A 16,060-nucleotide genomic window follows, 5' to 3' on the forward strand; every position below is an offset into this window, starting at 1 on the left:
TGGACGGACGGGGTGGGGCGCGGACGCCGCGGTGTGGCACGCTGTTGCGATGACCGACCAGTACGTCCTCACCATCTCGTGCCCGGACAAGCAGGGCATCGTGCACGCCGTGTCGAGCTACCTCTTCATCACGGGATGCAACATCGAGGACAGCCAGCAGTTCGGAGACCGTGACACCGGACTCTTCTTCATGCGGGTGCACTTCTCGGCCGAGGCGCCGGTGACCGTGGAGAAACTGCGGGCGAGCTTCGCGGCGGTGGGCGACTCCTTCCAGATGGACTGGCAGATCCACCGCGCCGACGAGCGCATGCGGGTCGTGCTGATGGTCTCGAAGTTCGGCCACTGCCTGAACGACCTCCTCTTCCGGTCCCGGATCGGGGCGCTGCCGGTCGAGATCGTCGCCGTCGTCTCCAACCACACCGACTTCGCCGAGCTCGTCGCCTCGTACGACATCCCCTTCCGCCACATCCCCGTGACGAAGGAGACCAAGCCGGCGGCGGAGGCGGAGCTGCTGGCGCTCGTCGAGGAGGAGAAGGTCGAACTGGTCGTCCTCGCCCGCTACATGCAGGTCCTCTCCGACGACCTCTGCAAGCGGCTGTCCGGCCGGATCATCAACATCCACCACTCCTTCCTGCCGAGCTTCAAGGGCGCCAAGCCGTACCACCAGGCGCACGCCCGCGGCGTGAAGCTGATCGGCGCGACGGCGCACTACGTGACGGCGGACCTCGACGAGGGCCCGATCATCGAGCAGGAGGTCGAGCGGGTGGGCCACGAGGTGACGCCGGAGCAGCTGGTGGCGATCGGCCGCGACGTGGAGTGCCAGGCACTGGCCCGCGCCGTGAAGTGGCACGCCGAGCGCCGCATCCTCCTCAACGGCCGCCGCACGGTCGTCTTCGCGTAGCCCTGCGGCGGGCCGCGCCCGGGGCCGCGTCTTCCGTTGCGGGCGCAGCTCACAGGGACGCCGGGCGCGCCCCTACAGGCGGCTCAAGGAGGACGCGGCGGAGAGGACGTCGTGGATGGCTTCTCGGTCGCCGTCTTGGCCGGCCGCCGCTTCCTCGGGGGAGATGTGGCCCGCCACCAGCTGGCAGAACTCGACGCCGTCCATCGCGACCTGCGCCACCGTGTGCTCCGCGGAGCCGAGCGCCGCGGGGGAGTCGAGGGCGATGTACCAGTGGCCGCCGCCCGCTCCCTCCACCTCCAGGTGCAGGGAGCGGCCCGGCGCGCCCGCCGTGACGAGCCGGCGGGGCGGGGCCGCGCGGCCGGTGCGGCGGCGGTGGGCGAGGGCCGCCGGGAGGAGCCGCGCCGCCAGGTCGATCATGCCGTGCAGGTGCGGGCCGCTGGGCGGATCGTAGGGGTACGCCACCGCGTTCGCGATGTCGTCCGCGTGGAGCCAGCATCCGAAGGCCCGCTCCAGGAGCGCGTCCTTCAGGGGGAGGGCGAAGTCGCCGTACGTGACCGTCAGGTTCGACACCCCGCGGCCCGCGAACGACACCGTCCGGATCAGGGCGTGGCTCTGCTCCCGCCACGGCGCCCGCAGTTCCCGGTTCGGCGGCCGGTCGAGGGACCCCCAGAACCGCTCCGTCCGCTCCGTCGGCGTCAGCTCCGGCACGCCGGCGCCGAGCGGGTCGGCGAGTCCCAGGGCGCCCGCCACCAGGCCGTCGACGGCCAGGAGGTGGCCGATCACCCCGGCGACGGTCGACTTCCGCCGCACCGGCCGGTCGTCCTCGTACCACTTGAGCCGCACCGGCGCGTGCCACTCCGACTCGCCGATGTCCCGCAGCAGCGCGTCGAGCCGCGCGGTCTCCGCGTCGTACGGCGTCGCCCACGCGGGCACCGGGATGCGGGCCGGGCGCCGTCCCAGGCAGTTCTCCAGGACCCGCGAGCGCAGCAGCGGGTCGAGGTCCAGGTCCCGCTCCTCGTGCAGCAGCGTCACCGCGTCCCGCAGCCGCAGCGCCTCCTCCGCGCACGGCGCGCACGCCGTCAGGTGCTCCTCCACCGCGCGCGTCTCCGCCCCCGAACACGCCGACAGTGCCCAGGCCCCGAGGAGGGACTTGAGCACGGTGTGGGAGAGGTCGGGCGGCGGGTCCTCCTCAGGGGCCTCCGGAGGGTCCGCCGGTGGGGGCCTGCGAGCCGGGGCCGTCAGGTCCGCGTGGTCGTCCGCCGCCTCCCTCGGGCCCGGTATCCACGGGGCGCGTGCGAGGTCCTCGCCCTCGCCGTTCGCCCCGGTCACAGAACACGTCCGTAGCCGCCCGGCGGAGCGTCCAGCGGGCGGGTGCGGGCCGTGGACAGGAGCTGGAGGCCGAGCCGCAGCCGACGCCGGGCCTCCTCGTGGCTGATCGCCAGGTCGGCGGCGGTCTGGCGGTAGTCCCGCCGCTGGAAGTACGCCAGTTCGAGCGCCTTGCGGAGCGGGGCCGGCATGGAGGTGACGATGTAGTCGGCGCGGGCCGCGACCGAGGCCCGCCGTACCTTCGCCTCCAGCTCCTCCGCCGAGCCGACGCCGGTCTCCGCGTACGCCGTCGCCTCGGCCTCCCGCAGCCGGTGCACGGCCTGGCGCTGGGCCAGCCGGGCCACCCAGGAGCGCAGGCTGCCCTGCCGGGGGTCGTACGTCTCGGGGTTCTCCCAGATGTGGCCGAAGACCTCCCGGGTGACCTGGTCGGCCGCCTGGTCGTCGTCGAGGATCCGGTGGGCGAGGCTGTGCACCAGGGAGGCGAAGCGGTCGTACAGCTCGCCGAGGGCGGCGGCCTCACCGCGTGCGAGCCGCTGCTGCATCCTGCGGTCCCAGCGCGGTGGTGTGTCGTTCGCCATTCGAGCCCTCCGCCTTCCGTTTCCGCGCCTCACCCGATCTCGGTCCCCGTCCGGAACTCCAAAGTAATGCGAGCCGCCGACGGCGCACGCTTGTTTGCCGCAACTTCGCCCTTGACACCAGGACGGATGGTAAGGAAAGCGTCATCCCTCGCCCGGGGGGTTTCGTCCCGGCGGGCCGGGGCAGGCGCCCGTCCGTGACGACGATCGAGGCCGACGAGGCGGACCGCGGCGGATGGACGGTGCTGCGCCTGCGCGGTGAGCTGGACCTGGTGACCTCCCCACAGATAAGGCGACGGGTCCATGACGCCGTCGCCGTCGGCCGGCACGACCTCGTCGTCGATCTCTCCGGGGTCCGGTTCTGCGACTCCAGCGGGGTCGGCGTGCTCGTCGCCGCCCGCCGGCTGCTGCGCTCCTGCGGCGGGCGGCTGCGCCTGGTCCTGCCCGAGCCGGAGGAGTCGCAGGGCCATGTGACGCGGGTCTTCACCGCGCTCGGCGTGACCCGCCTCTTCGACGTGTACGAGGACGTCCCGGCGGCCCTCGCGGGCGAGTCGCCCGTGATCCCGGCCCCCAGGGCGACCGAGGGGCCGGCCGTCAGTCCGCCGCCGGCCCCGTCGGCCCCGTCCTCTTCGTTTCCCCGAACCGCTCCCTGAGCTTGTACTTGAGGACCTTCCGCAGCGTCTCGTTGCGCGGCAGGGCCTCCACCACCTCAAGCTGCTCCGGCAGCTTGTGGACGGAGAGCCCGGCCGCGCGGAGGAAAGCGGTCAGCCCCTCCAAGGTCAGCGGCTCCGCGCCCTCGGGCTGTTCGACGACGGCGCAGACCCGCTCGCCGCGTTCGGCGTCCGGGAGGCCGATGACGGCGGCGTCGCCGACGGCCGGGTGCCCGTGGAGGAGGTCCTCGATCTCCTTGGCCGAGATGTTCTCCCCTTTGCGGATGATGATGTCCTTCACACGACCGGTCAGGACGAGGTGCCCGCTCGGCGTCAGGTGCCCGAGGTCGCCGGTGACGAGGAAGCCGTCCTCGTCGAAGGCGGCGGCGGTCTGCTCCGGGTCGAGGTAGCCGCGGCAGACGGCCTCGCCCCGGAGCCGTATCCCGCCGTCGTCGGCGATCCGGATCTCCATGCCCGCGGGCGGCCGGCCCTCGGTGGTGGCGAGGTTCTCGGCGGTGTCCTCCGGGTCGCCCATGGTGATCATGGGGACCTCGGTCATACCGTAGCCGTGGGTGAGCTGACAGCCCAGCTCCTTGCGCACCGCGTGGTAGACCTCGGGCGGCTTGGGCGCCCCGCCGCCCGCGAGGAGCCGCAGGGTGGGGATGACCGGTTCGCCGGGGTTCTTGCGCTGCTCGGCGAGGAACATCGAGTAGAAGGCGGTGGAGCCGCCGGCGACGGTGACCCCGTGCCGCCGGTACTCGGCCAGCGACTCCGGCAGCGCGAACTGCTCCAGCAGCACGGCGGGGAAGCCGTAGAGCAGCAGCATCACCGTGTAGTCGGGCCCGGCGATGTGCGCGTACGGGAAGGCCATCGAGCCGACGTCGGCGGCGGTGGGGCGCAGCGCGTGGGCGAGGCAGGAACCGCCCGCGAGGAGCGAACGGTCGGTGTGCAGGACGCCCTTGGGGTCGGAGGTGGTGCCGGAGGTCCAGTAGATCCAGCGGACGTCGGTGCCGGAGGAGGGCGGCGGGGGGAGGGCGGCCGGGTCGCCGTCGGGCAGGTCCTCGGGGGCGTACGCCTCGAAGATCCCCCGCGCGCCGAGCCGCCGGGCCATCTCCGTGTGGTCGAAGCCGCGCCAGACCCCCGGCACCGCGAAGAACCCGGCCCGGGACTCGCGCAGCGCGAAGCCGACCTCCTTGTCCCGGTAGAAGGGGATGACGGGGCTCTGGACGGCGCCGAGACGGGCGAGCGCGAAGGAGAGCACGGCGGTCTCGATCCGGGTCGGCAGCTGCCAGGCGACGAGGGCGCCGGGCCGGACGCCCCTGGCGTACAGCCCGGCGGCGCACCGCTCGGCGCGCTCGCGCAGACCGCCGAAGGTGAGGACGCGGTCCTCCTGGAGGAGGACGGGCCGGTCGGGTGTGAGGGCGGCGCGGCGCTCGACGAGCTCCCAGAGGGTGCGGGACTCGCCCAGTTCCAGGGCCTGAGCCAGGGCCTGCGCCTGTTCGGTTTCGGTCGCGGTCACCAGGGCCTCCATTGCTGACGAAGCGTCAGATCGTGCGGAGAGCGTAGAGGGGCGGTCCTTGTCGGTCCAGACCCTCGGGGCTAGCGTCTCTGATCAGCTGCGTGATCCCTTGTGAACCGTCGGGTCCGGTACGGGTTCTGTCCACCTGGGTGGGGAGGCGTGGGCGTGGAGGTGGAATCCGGCGCCCAGGGCTGCTCCTCGTGGCCGGTGTCGGCGGGTGGTGGGTGTGCTGATCGTGGCCACGTCCTGGTGCCGGTCGGCTGCGCGGGGCAGTCGAGACCGGTCCGTCGGTGCGTGTCCCTCCGGACGCCGGCCGGCGGGGCCGCATGAGGGGCCCGCCGGGGAGGGAGCCCCGCGTCGCCTGGGCGCGGGGCGGTGGGTGCGCGGCCGGGTCGGGCCGGTCTTGGACCGGCCCGACCCGGCGGTTCTCGGGGTGGTGGTGAGGACGGCTGCGGTTTCGAGCCGGTCGACCACCGTGCGGATCACCATGATGCCGCTGGTGCGGTCGGTGGTGGTCTTGGTCTGGTGGGTCAGGCCGCGGGCGGCGATGCGGCGCCAGGCGCCCTGGTCCCGGTCGCCCTGCCACCCGCAGCCGGGCTGGGGGCAGAGGGCCCATTTCCAGCCCGGCACGGTGGGCCGGTCGGGGGCCTTGCGGTGCCGCAGCGGGGCCAGGCAGTGCGGGCAGTGCTTCGAGGTGTTCCTGGCGGGGACGGTGACCACGGCGATCCCCGCCTCGGCGGCCAGGTGCCGCATCCGGTCGGCGATCTTCCCGCGCACGGTCTGCGAGAGGCGGGTGTTGTGGGTGCGGCCCATGCCGCCGGCTTCCAGGGACCTGAGGTCTTCCAGGTAGATGACCGTGGCCCCGGCCGCGACGGCCTGGTCCACGGCCCAGCGGGCCGCACCCCAGGCGAGGGCGTCGTTGAGGTGCGAGCGCCGCTGCGACACCCGCCGGGTCTCCTCGGCCAGCACCGCGTGCCTGGCGTCCAGGGCGGGGTCGGCGAGCCGGGTGTAGTGGCCGGTCTTGGCGTTGAGGTGCTCGCTGGTGCGGCGCAGCCGGTGCTGTTTGGCCAGGACCCCGGCGGCCCGGAACTGGGCGCCGGCGCCGAGGGCGGTGAGGGTGCCGTCGGCGTGCAGCCGGACCGCGCCCGCACTGAGCAGGGTGTTGAGGCCCCAGTCCACCCCGAGTGCCACGGTGTGGCCGGTGCGCTTCGTCTTGGGCACGGGGTGGGTGAAGGCCAGATCGGCGCGGACTCTCCCTCCGGTGGGGCGCAGGGTGGGCAGGTGGAGGACCGCGTCCGCCGGGATGGTGGACGGCAGCGCGATGGGGCAGGCCACCCAGGTCCAGTCCGCGTAGCTGCGCGGGTCGGGGCGCACGGGCAGCTGAAGGCGCAGCAGCGCCCGGCGCCTGTCGTCGGAGCGTTCGAGGGCGGCCTGCTGGCCGTCGCACGCGGAAAGAAGCAGCATCCGCGCCGCACCCGGCGAGGGTTCCAGCTCGAACACACCGGCCGGAAGACGCCCGTGCTGGCGCGCGTACGCGGCGACCTGCCGGGTGCGAGAGCGGATCACGCCGGAGGGCAGGTGCTCCCCGCCGGGGATCGCGGCGCGTACCTGGTCCCACTCCTCGCGGGTGCGTTTGTCCGGGGCGGCGGGCCAGGCCGCAAGCACCCCGGCCACCAGATCGGCGCGCCATTTCACCGACCGCAGGACCCGGCCCGCCTGCTCCTGGGCCATCCGCACGATCCGGTCGTTCACCCGCACCCCGCCCGGCGGGGCCACACTCCAGCCCAGGCGCCGCAGCGCCATCCACGCCTGCGACGGCAGGCTGCGTCCGCCACCGTCCACGCCGGAGGCCAGCGCATCGACGTCGGCGGCGTTCCAGTGCCCGGACAGCAGCGCACCGGTCATCCCGGTCACCAGGTCGGCGCACCAGCCGACCCGCTCGGTGAGAACGGCCGCGGTGAGGACCTCCCCGGTCTTCTCGTCCACACCCGCCCGGAGCAGGACGGGTGCGCAGGCGGTACGGGCAGACTCCCCCGCGCCCAGCGGCAGCCTCCGGCCCACCGGCACCCCTCCCCTCACTCCTGGTGCTGTCATCCGATCAACGACACCACCACAGAAAGGTCACGCGTACGGCCAGCGAACCCGTGAGCGAACTGAAAGTGACGGCTCATTAGGCAAGCACTACCGGCACCCGGGGAAACGCGTTAGCTTGACTCCATCAGGATCTGACGATCCATCAGATAAGTGGAGGGGTCATGACCGAACTGCCCCGCATCATCAGCGTCGACGACCACGTGATCGAGCCCGCCCACCTGTTCGACACCTGGCTGCCCGCGAAGTACCGCGACCGGGGACCCAAGCCCCTCACCGCCGGGATCGGGCAGCTCGCCTACGTCGGCGGGAAGTACCGGATCACCATGGACCCGGACGGGCCCCCGACCGACTGGTGGATCTACGAGGACCTCAGGTTCCCGTACAAGCGGAACATCGCCGCCGTCGGCTTCGACCGGGACGACATGACCCTGGAGGGCATCACCCGCGAGGAGATGCGGCGCGGCTGCTGGGACCCCAAGGCGCGCCTCGCCGACATGGACCTCAACCACGTCGAGGCGTCCCTCTGCTTCCCGACCTTCCCGCGCTTCTGCGGGCAGACCTTCGCCGAGGCCGAGGACAAGGAGGTCGCCCTCGCGTGCGTGCGCGCGTACAACGACTGGATGGTGGAGGAGTGGTGCGGCGACAGCGGCGGCCGGCTCATCCCGCTCTGCATCATCCCGCTCTGGGACATCGGCCTCGCCGTCGCCGAGATCCGGCGGAACGCCGCCCGCGGGGTGAAGGCCGTGACCTTCTCCGAGATCCCCACCCACCTCGGCCTTCCGTCGATCCACTCCGGCTACTGGGACCCGTTCTTCGCCGTCTGCCAGGAGACCGGCACGGTCGTCAACATGCACATCGGCTCCAGCAGCCAGATGCCGGCCGCGTCCCCCGACGCCCCGCCCGCCGTCCAGGCCAGCCTCAGCTTCAACAACGCGATGGCCTCGATGATGGACTTCCTCTTCTCCGGGGTCCTGGTCAGGTTCCCCCGGCTCAAGCTCGCCTACAGCGAGGGCCAGATGGGGTGGATCCCGTACGCCCTCGAACGCGCCGACGACGTGTGGGAGGAGCACCGCGCGTGGGGCGGGGTCCGCGACCTGATCCCCGAGCCGCCGTCGACGTACTACTACCGGCAGATCTTCTGCTGCTTCTTCCGCGACAAGCACGGCATCGCGTCCCTGGACGTCGTCGGCCGGGACAACGCCACCTTCGAGACCGACTACCCGCACGTCGACTCGACCTTCCCGCACACCAGGGAGGTCGCCCTCGACCACGTCCAGGGCCTCGACGACGAGACCGTCTACAAGCTGATGCGCGGCAACGCCATCCGGATGCTCGACCTCGACCTCGACCGGGGCATCGTCTGATGGACCTCTCCCACACCGCCGAGGAGGAGGAGTTCCGGGCCCGGCTGCGGGAGTGGCTCGCCGCCGAGCTGCCCGCGCTGCCGCCCCGGCCCGACCCGCTCGACTGGCCGGGCCGGAGGGCGTACGACTGCGGCTGGCAGCGGCGCCTGTACGACGCCGGGTACGGGCACGTGCACTGGGACGCCTCGCCGACCCAGCGGCTGATCTTCCTGGAGGAGACCGAGCGGGCCGGCGCGCCCTACGTCGGCGCCAACTTCGTCGGCCTCCTGCACGCCGGGCCCACCATCGACGCCGAGGGCACGCCGGAGCAGCGGGAGCGGTGGCTGGAGCCGGTCCTGCGCGGCGACGAGGTCTGGTGCCAGGGGTTCAGCGAGCCCGATGCCGGCTCCGATCTCGCCTCCCTGCGGACCAGGGCCGTACGGGACGGGGACGCGTACGTCGTCACCGGGCAGAAGATCTGGACTTCGCACGCCGAGGTCGCCGACTGGTGCGAACTCCTCGTACGGACGGACCCCGAGGCGCCCCGGCACCGGGGGATCAGCTGGCTGGCGCTGCCCATGGACGCGCCGGGCGTCACCGTCCGCCCGCTGCGGACCCTCGCCGGGTCGGCCGAGTTCGCCGAACTCTTCCTCGACGAGGTGCGGGTGCCGGTCGCGAACCGGGTCGGGGAGGAGAACGACGGCTGGCGGGTCACCATGGTGACCCTGTCGTTCGAACGCGGCACCGCCTTCGTCGGCGAGGTCGTCGCCTGCCGCCGCCTCCTCGGCGAACTCGCCCGTACGGCACGGGAGAACGGCCGCTGGGACGACCCGGCCCTGCGCCGCCGCCTCGGCAGGCTCGCCGCCACGTTCCAGGCCCTGTGGCGGCTCACCCAGCGGAACGTCAGCGAGGCGCAGGCCACCGGCGGCGTCCCCGGCACCGGCGGCTCCGTCTTCAAGCTGCACTACTCGCACGCCCGCCAGGAGCTGTACGACACCGCCGCCGACGTCCTCGGCCCCGACGCGCTCGACCTCGACCGGGAGTGGAACCTCGACCGGCTCTCCTCCCTCTCGTACACGATCGCCGCCGGCACCAGCCAGATCCAGCGCAACATCGTCGCCGAGCGCGTCCTCGGCCTCCCGAAGGGACGGTGAGCCGGACCGTGGACTTCCGACTGAGCGAGGACCAGCGCGCGTTGCGGCGGGGGGTACGGGAACTGCTCGCCGGGCGCTTCGGACGCGAGGCCCTGCGGGCGGCCGTCGACGACCCCGGGCGGCTCGACCGGCAGTTGTGGAAGGAGCTGGGGGAGACGGGGGTCTTCGCGCTGCGGCTGCCGGAGGAGGAGGGCGGGGTGGGGCTCGGGCTGCCGGAGGCGGCGCTCGTCTTCGAGGAGGTGGGGCGGGCGTTGGTGCCGGGGCCGCTGGTCGCCACGCACGTGGCGGCGGGGTACGTGGAGGGGGCGGCGGAGGGCCGTACGGTGGTGACCGAGGTGTCTCCCGAGGGCCTTGTCCCCTGGCTGGACGCCGCCGACGTGGTGCTCGGGCCCGCCGGGGGCGCGGTTTCGGTGCGGTCGGTGGATCCGCTCACGCCGCTTCATCGAGTGCCCGGCACCGGGGGGCACGTGCCGGAGGCCGTACTCCTTACCGCCGCCGAGCAGGTCGGTTCGGCGGCCTGGTGCACCGATGCGGCTGTGGCGTACGCCCGGCAGCGCGAGCAGTTCGGGCAGGTCATCGGCGGCTTCCAGGCGGTGAAGCACCTCTGTGCGGGGATGCTGGTGCGGACCGAGCTGGCGCGGGCCGCCGTGCACGCCGCCGCCGTCACCGCCGATCCCGTCGAGATCGCGGGCGCCAAGCTGCTCGCCGACGAGGCGGCCGTCGCGAACGCCCGGGACTGCCTCCAGGTGCACGGCGGCATGGGGTTCACGTGGGAGGCGGACGTCCATCTGCACCTGAAGCGGGCCTGGGTGCGGGCCGCGCTCGTGCTGCCGGGGGACCGGGCGGCGGAGGAGGTGGCGGCGGCGCTCTGAGGAGGTCGCCTCACGCCCGAACTGGTGACGGAGCGTGTTCGATTCGGGGTGGAATGTCGATATCGGGTTGTGTCCTTCAGGAGGGTTGTCGCGGAGTGGGAGCGGTCCCCGCTCCGGTACTCTCCGAGAGATGCGAGTGCTTGCGAGCCCGGATCGCGCCCTGCGTTCGACTCCCCGCCGCGTGCGTCGCACAGTATGGACCATGCGTACTCCTTCGCGCTGGAATATGCCCGAAGCGCTTGTTGCGGTGACTGTACGTCAACCATGCTGTCTCACAAGGGAATCACGTTCCGTAAAGGTGTGTTCGCCGGTTCGGATGGTGTGAACGGTGCAGGTGCTTCAGGTTCAGTTGGAGGTCGGGCCGGACCCGGCGGAGGTGGGGCGTGCGCGCAGGTGGGCCCGGAAACGGCTGGCCGGTTCCGGGATAGGGGACGACGAGCCGCTGGCGGAGACGCTGGTGCTGCTCATCTCCGAGCTGGTGACCAACGCCGTGGTGCACACCGGCTGCCCCGCCGTGCTGCGGATGCTCTTCGCGGCGGAGGGCGGGGTGCGGGTCGAGGTCGCCGACCGCAGCGAGCTGCCGCCCCGGCCCCGGCACGCCGCCGGCGAGGACACCAACGGGCGCGGCCTGGAGCTGGTGGACGGCCTCGCCGACCGGTGGGGCTGGGAGCGCGAGGGGGCCGGGAAGAGCATCTGGTGCGAGGTGGACCGCAGGCCCGCCGAGGCCGCGCCGGCCGGGGGCGTCGGGTCGCCCGGCCGGGTGCACTGTTGACGGTTCGTTCCGTTTTGCCCACCCGGGGTGAGCGATTCGTGGTGAGGGGAGCCGAGGGCCGTGTGCCCTCGGCATGTGCGGGTCGTGGCCGGGTGGCGGCGGACCGTGCCGTGCTCGGGGCGCGCGCGGGCGCGCCGCCACCCGTGCGCACCGCCGGTCGGACTTGCTCAGAAGACCGCGACCGGCGCCACCGGCGTGCCCGTCCCGCCGACGAAGGGTTCCGGCATCGCGGAGAGCAGGAATGCGTAACGGCCTTCTTGTGCACAGGCTGTGGACAGTTCCTCCAGGTTCCAGTTCTGCCCCTGGAGCATCCCCATCTCGACCAGGTCGAGCGCGTGCACGCCCAGCCACAGGTCGTCGATCTCCGGCGGGAAGATCTCGAAGGTGAGGGTGTCGTTGGCGACGGCCGCGACGTCCCGCGCGTGGAACCACTCGGGCGTACGGATCGAGAGGCCGGGCGAGGGGAACGCGTACCCGTGCCTGTCCCCGCCCAGGTACAGCCGCATCTGCCCGGTCCGTACGAGGACGACGTCGCCGGCCCGTACCGTCACCCGCCCGAACTCCGCCGCCTCGTCCAGGTCCTCCGGCGTCACCGCGTGGTCCCCGGGCAGCCGGTCCACCCCCTTCGCCGCCGCCACGTCGAGGAGCACCCCCCGGCTGACGACGTGCCGGGCCGTGTGGATGCCGCTGAAGGCGGCGCGGCCGTGCGGGGTGATCGTGTCGACGGGGCGGCCGTTGTAGATGCGGCCCGAGTGCGAGGCGTGCGGGAGGGCGTCCCAGTGGGTGCCGGCCTGGAGGCCCAGGGTCACGGCGTCGTCGCTGGTGGCGACCGTGCCGGGGCCGAAGAGCTCCTGGTTGACCTGGACCATCACGTGGAGCGGGTTGACCCGGCCGGGGATCATGCCGGTCTGCACGCCGTCCTGCCTCAGCTCGACGGCGAGGGGGACGCGGCGGCCGGTGCGGACGGTGGCGGCGGCCTCCCTGACCACCTCGTCGGAGATCAGGTTCAGGGTCCCGATCTCGTCGTCCCGGCCCCAGCGGCCCCAGTTGTTCACGCGCTTGGCGATCTCGTGGAAAGCGGCGGGGAGGGACATCCGGGCCTCCGGGGTCTTGTCTTCCGGCAACTGACGACCCATAGAATCTAACGGACCGTCAGAAACTGCGGGAAGGGGCCGGAGATGGGGAACTTCTTGGCGGGCAAGGTCGTCGCCGTGACCGGGGCGGGACGCGGCATCGGCCGCGCGGTCGCCCTCGCCTGCGCCGCCGAGGGGGCGAAGGTCGTCGTCAACGACTACGGCGTCTCCATCGAGGGCGGCGAACCGACCTCCCAGGTCGCCGAGGCCGTGGTCAAGGAGATCGAGGCGGCCGGCGGCACGGCCGTCGCCGTCGCCGACGACATCTCCACGATGGCGGGCGGACAGCGGCTCGTGGACGTGGCGCTGTCCGAGTACGGCCGGATCGACGGCGTCGTGTGCGTGGCGGGCATCCTGCGCGAGCGGATGCTCTTCAACATGACCGAGGAGGAGTGGGACCCGGTCGTCGCCACCCACCTGAAGGGCACCTTCACCGTCTTCCGCGCGGCGGCGGCGGTCATGCGGAAGCAGGGCTCGGGGACGCTGATCGGCTTCACCAGCGGCAACCACCAGGGCTCCGTCGCCCAGGCCAACTACTCCGCCGCCAAGGGCGGGATCATCTCGCTCGTCCGCAGCGCGGCCCTCGGCCTCCACAAGTACGGCGTCACCGCGAACGCGGTCGCGCCCGTCGCCCGCACCCGGATGTCCGCCAACGTCCCCATGGAGCTCAAGGAGATCGGCGAGCCGGAGGACGTGGCGGCGCTCGTCGTCTACCTGCTCAGCGACCGGGCCCGCGAGGAGTCGATCACCGGCCAGGTCTACACGATCGCAGGCCCCAAGATCGCGGTCTGGGCGCAGCCGAGGGAGCTGCGGGCCGGATACGCGGAGGGCGGGGCGTGGACGCCGGAGCGGATCGCGGACTTCCTGCCGGGCACGGTCGGCGTGGACCCCATGCCGATGCTGGCCCGCCTGGAGGAGATGGCCCGCGCGGCGGCGGAGGGCTCCCGCCCGAACCGGTGACGGCAAGAGAAGTTTCCAGGAGATCTCCGGAAGGGGGCTGTCGTGCGGGGTGTGGTGTTCGACGGGAAGAACGTCGAGGTCGTCGCGGACCTGGAGGTGAGGGACCCGGGGCCCGGCGAGGTCCTGGTGGGGATACGGGCGGCCGGGCTCTGCCACAGCGACCTGTCCGTCATCGACGGGACCATCCCCTTCCCGCCGCCCGTCGTCCTCGGGCACGAGGGCGCCGGGGTCGTCGAGGGCGTGGGGGAGGGGGTGGTCCATGTCGCCGTCGGCGACCACGTGGCCCTGTCCACGCTCGCCAACTGCGGCGCCTGCCCCGACTGCGACGCCGGCCGGCCCACCATGTGCCGCAAGGCGATCGGCAGGCCGGGCCGCCCGTTCTCACGGCAGGGAAAGCCGCTCTTCCAGTTCGCGTCGAACTCGTCCTTCGCCGAGCGGACGATCGTGAAGGCCGTGCAGGCCGTGAAGATCCCCGACGACGTGCCCTTCCCCTCCGCCGCCCTGCTCGGCTGCGGCGTCCTCACCGGCGTCGGAGCCGTACTCAACCGGGCGAAGGTGGCACGCGGCGACACCGTCGTCGTCATCGGCACCGGCGGGATCGGGCTCAACGTCATCCAGGGCGCCCGGATCGCGGGCGCGCTCACCGTCGTCGCCGTCGACACCAACCCGGCGAAGGAGGAGACGGCCCGCCTCTTCGGCGCCACCCACTTCCTCGGCTCCGCCGACCTCGTACGGGAGGTCCTGCCGGCCGGCGCCGACCACGTCTTCGAGTGCGTCGGCCACACCGGCCTCGTCCGCACCGCGATCGACCTCCTCGACCGGCACGGGCAGGCGGTGCTGCTCGGCATGACCGCGCCGACGGCGGAGGCGAGCTTCCCGCCCGCCGCGATGTTCCTCGACAAGGCGATCCTCGGCTGCCGCTACGGCTCCTCCCGCCCCCAGAAGGACATCCCGCTCTACGCCGAGCTCTACCGCACCGGAGCCCTCCTCCTCGACGAACTCGTCACCGCCGCCTACCCGGTGGAGGAGTTCGCCCGCGCCCGCGAGGACGCGGAGGCGGGAAAGGTGGCGCGGGGCGTGCTCGTCTTCTGAGCGTCGTCCGGACGTCGTTCTCCGGCCGGAACCGGGAGCGCGAGGTGCCGCGTCCGGAGGAGAGAACGCAGACGCCCCCTCGACGTGAAGGAACCCGGATGAGACTTCGCAGGCCGTTGACCCTGGCCGTGCCCCTGGCCCTCGCGTCCCTCCTGGCGGCCGGCTGCGGCGAGACCTCGCGCCCCGCGGACGTCCCGGTGGAGTCGATACCGGAGCCGGCGGAGGAAAGGACCACGGCCGGGGACGACGAGGAGGCGCAGAGGGAGCAGGCTCGGGAGGCCGTGGGCGCGGCCGGGGTGGGCGACCCGGAGTTCGTCGAGTCGGGGGTCGAGCGGGTCACGGACGGCGCGCACGTCCGTGCCGCGCTGAACCAGGGCGAGGCGTACCAGGTCTCCGTGGCCTGCGTCGGCACGGGGACGGTGAAGGTCGTCGTCGCGGCCCGGGCCCCGAGGACGGTGTCCTGCGACGGGACGGCCGCGTGGGAGCTCGTCGAGAACGCCCCGGCGGAACTGCCGGTGGAGATCACCGGAGCGGCCGGGGCGACCGGCATGGTCGCCTGGCGGATCGACTCCGCCCGCTCCGGAGCGGACCAGGACACGGACCAGGGCACGGACGAGAACGTGGGCCAGGGTGCGGGCCAGGGCGGCACGGACCTGGACGACGATCACGACGATGACGACAAGCCCAGGCGGAAGGTGCGCCGGTAGGCGGTCGGCGTCACGCCGATCGCGGACATCAGGTGGACCCGGAGGGACTGGGCCGTGCCGAAGCCGGAGTCCTGGGCCACCCGGTCGATCGGCAGGTCGCTGGTCTCCAGGAGGTGCCGGGCCCGCTCGACCCGCTGCTGGGTGAGCCACTGGCCGGGGCTGAGCCCGACCTCCTCGCGGAAACGGCGGGTGAAGGTCCGCACGCTCATCGCCTCCCGCTCGGCCAGGTCCCGCAGCTGCACCGGCTCGTGGAGGCGGGCCAGCGCCCACGCGCGGGCGGCGGTCGTGGTGTGCGTACGGGTCTCCGGGACCGGGCGGGCGATGTACTGGGCCTGGCCGCCGTCCCGGTGCGGCGGGACGACCGTACGGCGGGCCACGTCGTTGGCGACCGCCGAGCCGTGGTCGCGGCGCACGAGGTGCAGGCACAGGTCGATCCCGGCGGCGACGCCCGCCGAGGTGAGCACGTCGCCGTCGTCGACGAAGAGGACGTCCGCGTCGACCCGCACCGTAGGGAAGAGCCGCTGGAAGTGCTCGGCCGACGCCCAATGGGTGGTGGCGGGCCGCCCGTCGAGGTGACCGGCGGCGGCGAGCACGTACCCGCCCGTGCAGATCGCGACGAGCCGCGTGCCGGGCCGTATGTGCCCGAGCGCGGCGGCCAGCTCGCCGGTGAGCCGCCCCTCCTCGTACACCGGCCCCAGCTCGTACGAGGCGGGCACCACGACCGTGTCCGCCGTGGCCAGCGCCTCCGGACCGTGCTCCACGTGCACGGCGAAGTCGGCGTCGGTCTCCACCGGCCCGGCAGCCGTCGCGCACGTCACGATCTCGTACAGCGGCCGCCCCTCCGGGTCCCTGGCGCGCCCGAAGATCCGGTGCGGGATGCCCAGCTCGAAGGGGAGAAGCCCGGGCAGGGCGAGGACGACGACGCGGTGCGGCTTCGGCATGCGTACTCCCTCCGGGGCCGG

15 protein-coding genes are annotated in these 16,060 nt (G+C 73.1%); 9 read left to right on the top strand and 6 right to left on the bottom strand.

Annotated elements, in window-relative coordinates:
- Positions 1–49 precede the first annotated feature (49 nt).
- Positions 50–901: a formyltetrahydrofolate deformylase gene (gene purU / locus QK442_RS17485; RefSeq protein ID WP_282694873.1), complete on the top strand. Its 852-nt coding sequence runs from the start codon at positions 50–52 to the stop codon at positions 899–901.
- 72 nt (positions 902–973) lie between these two features.
- Here purU and QK442_RS17490 read toward each other — a convergent pair whose 3' ends face one another.
- Positions 974–2,230, bottom strand: coding sequence for a zf-HC2 domain-containing protein (locus QK442_RS17490; RefSeq protein ID WP_282694874.1), 1,257 nt, complete (start codon positions 2,228–2,230; stop codon positions 974–976).
- Entirely contained in the window at positions 2,227–2,805 is a 579-nt protein-coding gene (locus tag QK442_RS17495; protein WP_282694875.1) for a sigma-70 family RNA polymerase sigma factor, read from the bottom strand. Before QK442_RS17495 ends, QK442_RS17490 begins: the two co-directional genes overlap by 4 nt.
- Positions 2,806–2,999: 194 nt before the next feature.
- Here QK442_RS17495 and QK442_RS17500 point away from each other — a divergent pair, with 194 nt between their 5' ends.
- Entirely contained in the window at positions 3,000–3,455 is a 456-nt protein-coding gene (locus QK442_RS17500; RefSeq protein WP_282694876.1) for an STAS domain-containing protein, read from the top strand.
- On the opposite strand, the gene QK442_RS17505 is transcribed toward QK442_RS17500, so the two are convergent.
- Both QK442_RS17505 and QK442_RS17510 read right to left on the bottom strand, forming a co-directional pair.
- On the bottom strand, positions 3,397–4,971 hold the full coding sequence (locus tag QK442_RS17505; RefSeq protein ID WP_282694877.1) for an AMP-binding protein: 1,575 nt from the start codon (positions 4,969–4,971) through the stop codon (positions 3,397–3,399). The genes QK442_RS17500 and QK442_RS17505 overlap by 59 nt on opposite strands.
- A gap of 93 nt (positions 4,972–5,064) precedes the next feature.
- The gene (locus tag QK442_RS17510) at positions 5,065–7,032 is read right to left on the bottom strand and encodes a zinc ribbon domain-containing protein (RefSeq protein WP_282694878.1); all 1,968 of its coding nucleotides are present in this window, start codon (positions 7,030–7,032) and stop codon (positions 5,065–5,067) included.
- Between the two features lie 194 nt (positions 7,033–7,226).
- Here QK442_RS17510 and QK442_RS17515 point away from each other — a divergent pair, with 194 nt between their 5' ends.
- The 4 genes from QK442_RS17515 to QK442_RS17530 all read left to right on the top strand — a co-directional run bounded on the left by QK442_RS17515 (position 7,227) and on the right by QK442_RS17530 (position 11,206).
- Entirely contained in the window at positions 7,227–8,429 is a 1,203-nt protein-coding gene (locus QK442_RS17515; RefSeq protein ID WP_282694879.1) for an amidohydrolase family protein, read from the top strand.
- Positions 8,429–9,562 (top strand): acyl-CoA dehydrogenase, encoded by a 1,134-nt coding sequence (locus QK442_RS17520; protein ID WP_282694880.1) that lies wholly within the window; start codon positions 8,429–8,431, stop codon positions 9,560–9,562. Before QK442_RS17515 ends, QK442_RS17520 begins: the two co-directional genes overlap by 1 nt.
- A gap of 8 nt (positions 9,563–9,570) precedes the next feature.
- Positions 9,571–10,434 (top strand): acyl-CoA dehydrogenase family protein, encoded by an 864-nt coding sequence (locus tag QK442_RS17525; protein ID WP_282694881.1) that lies wholly within the window; start codon positions 9,571–9,573, stop codon positions 10,432–10,434.
- A gap of 328 nt (positions 10,435–10,762) precedes the next feature.
- Positions 10,763–11,206 carry an ATP-binding protein gene (locus QK442_RS17530; RefSeq protein ID WP_282694882.1) on the top strand — a complete coding sequence of 148 codons (444 nt, stop codon included), beginning with the start codon at positions 10,763–10,765 and terminating at the stop codon, positions 11,204–11,206.
- A gap of 167 nt (positions 11,207–11,373) precedes the next feature.
- On the opposite strand, the gene QK442_RS17535 is transcribed toward QK442_RS17530, so the two are convergent.
- The gene (locus QK442_RS17535) at positions 11,374–12,300 is read right to left on the bottom strand and encodes a cyclase family protein (RefSeq protein ID WP_282694883.1); all 927 of its coding nucleotides are present in this window, start codon (positions 12,298–12,300) and stop codon (positions 11,374–11,376) included.
- Between the two features lie 84 nt (positions 12,301–12,384).
- Between QK442_RS17535 and QK442_RS17540 the strand changes: the two genes are divergently transcribed.
- The 3 genes from QK442_RS17540 to QK442_RS17550 all read left to right on the top strand — a co-directional run bounded on the left by QK442_RS17540 (position 12,385) and on the right by QK442_RS17550 (position 15,098).
- Entirely contained in the window at positions 12,385–13,299 is a 915-nt protein-coding gene (locus QK442_RS17540) for an SDR family oxidoreductase (RefSeq protein WP_282694884.1), read from the top strand.
- A gap of 42 nt (positions 13,300–13,341) precedes the next feature.
- A complete protein-coding gene (locus tag QK442_RS17545) occupies positions 13,342–14,391 on the top strand; it encodes an alcohol dehydrogenase catalytic domain-containing protein (protein ID WP_282694885.1) in 1,050 nt (349 codons plus the stop codon).
- Between the two features lie 98 nt (positions 14,392–14,489).
- Positions 14,490–15,098, top strand: a complete 609-nt coding sequence (locus QK442_RS17550; RefSeq protein WP_282694886.1) for a hypothetical protein — start codon at positions 14,490–14,492, stop codon at positions 15,096–15,098.
- On the opposite strand, the gene QK442_RS17555 is transcribed toward QK442_RS17550, so the two are convergent.
- Positions 15,056–16,039: a helix-turn-helix domain-containing protein gene (locus QK442_RS17555; RefSeq protein WP_282694887.1), complete on the bottom strand. Its 984-nt coding sequence runs from the start codon at positions 16,037–16,039 to the stop codon at positions 15,056–15,058. The two genes, QK442_RS17550 and QK442_RS17555, sit on opposite strands and share 43 nt — an antisense overlap.
- Between the last annotated feature and the right edge of the window lie 21 nt (positions 16,040–16,060).

The sequence above is a fragment of the Streptomyces sp. CC208A genome, assembly GCF_030010625.1.
GTDB lineage: Bacteria > Actinomycetota > Actinomycetes > Streptomycetales > Streptomycetaceae > Streptomyces.

Coding starts and splice junctions, on each gene's coding strand:
- QK442_RS17495 (WP_282694875.1), bottom strand. CDS start 2,805: ATGGCGAACGACACACCACCGCGCTGGGACCGCAGGATGCAGCAGCGG.
- QK442_RS17555 (WP_282694887.1), bottom strand. CDS start 16,039: ATGCCGAAGCCGCACCGCGTCGTCGTCCTCGCCCTGCCCGGGCTTCTC.
- purU (WP_282694873.1), top strand. CDS start 50: ATGACCGACCAGTACGTCCTCACCATCTCGTGCCCGGACAAGCAGGGC.
- QK442_RS17515 (WP_282694879.1), top strand. CDS start 7,227: ATGACCGAACTGCCCCGCATCATCAGCGTCGACGACCACGTGATCGAG.
- QK442_RS17520 (WP_282694880.1), top strand. CDS start 8,429: ATGGACCTCTCCCACACCGCCGAGGAGGAGGAGTTCCGGGCCCGGCTG.
- QK442_RS17540 (WP_282694884.1), top strand. CDS start 12,385: ATGGGGAACTTCTTGGCGGGCAAGGTCGTCGCCGTGACCGGGGCGGGA.
- QK442_RS17550 (WP_282694886.1), top strand. CDS start 14,490: ATGAGACTTCGCAGGCCGTTGACCCTGGCCGTGCCCCTGGCCCTCGCG.
- QK442_RS17535 (WP_282694883.1), bottom strand. CDS start 12,300: ATGTCCCTCCCCGCCGCTTTCCACGAGATCGCCAAGCGCGTGAACAAC.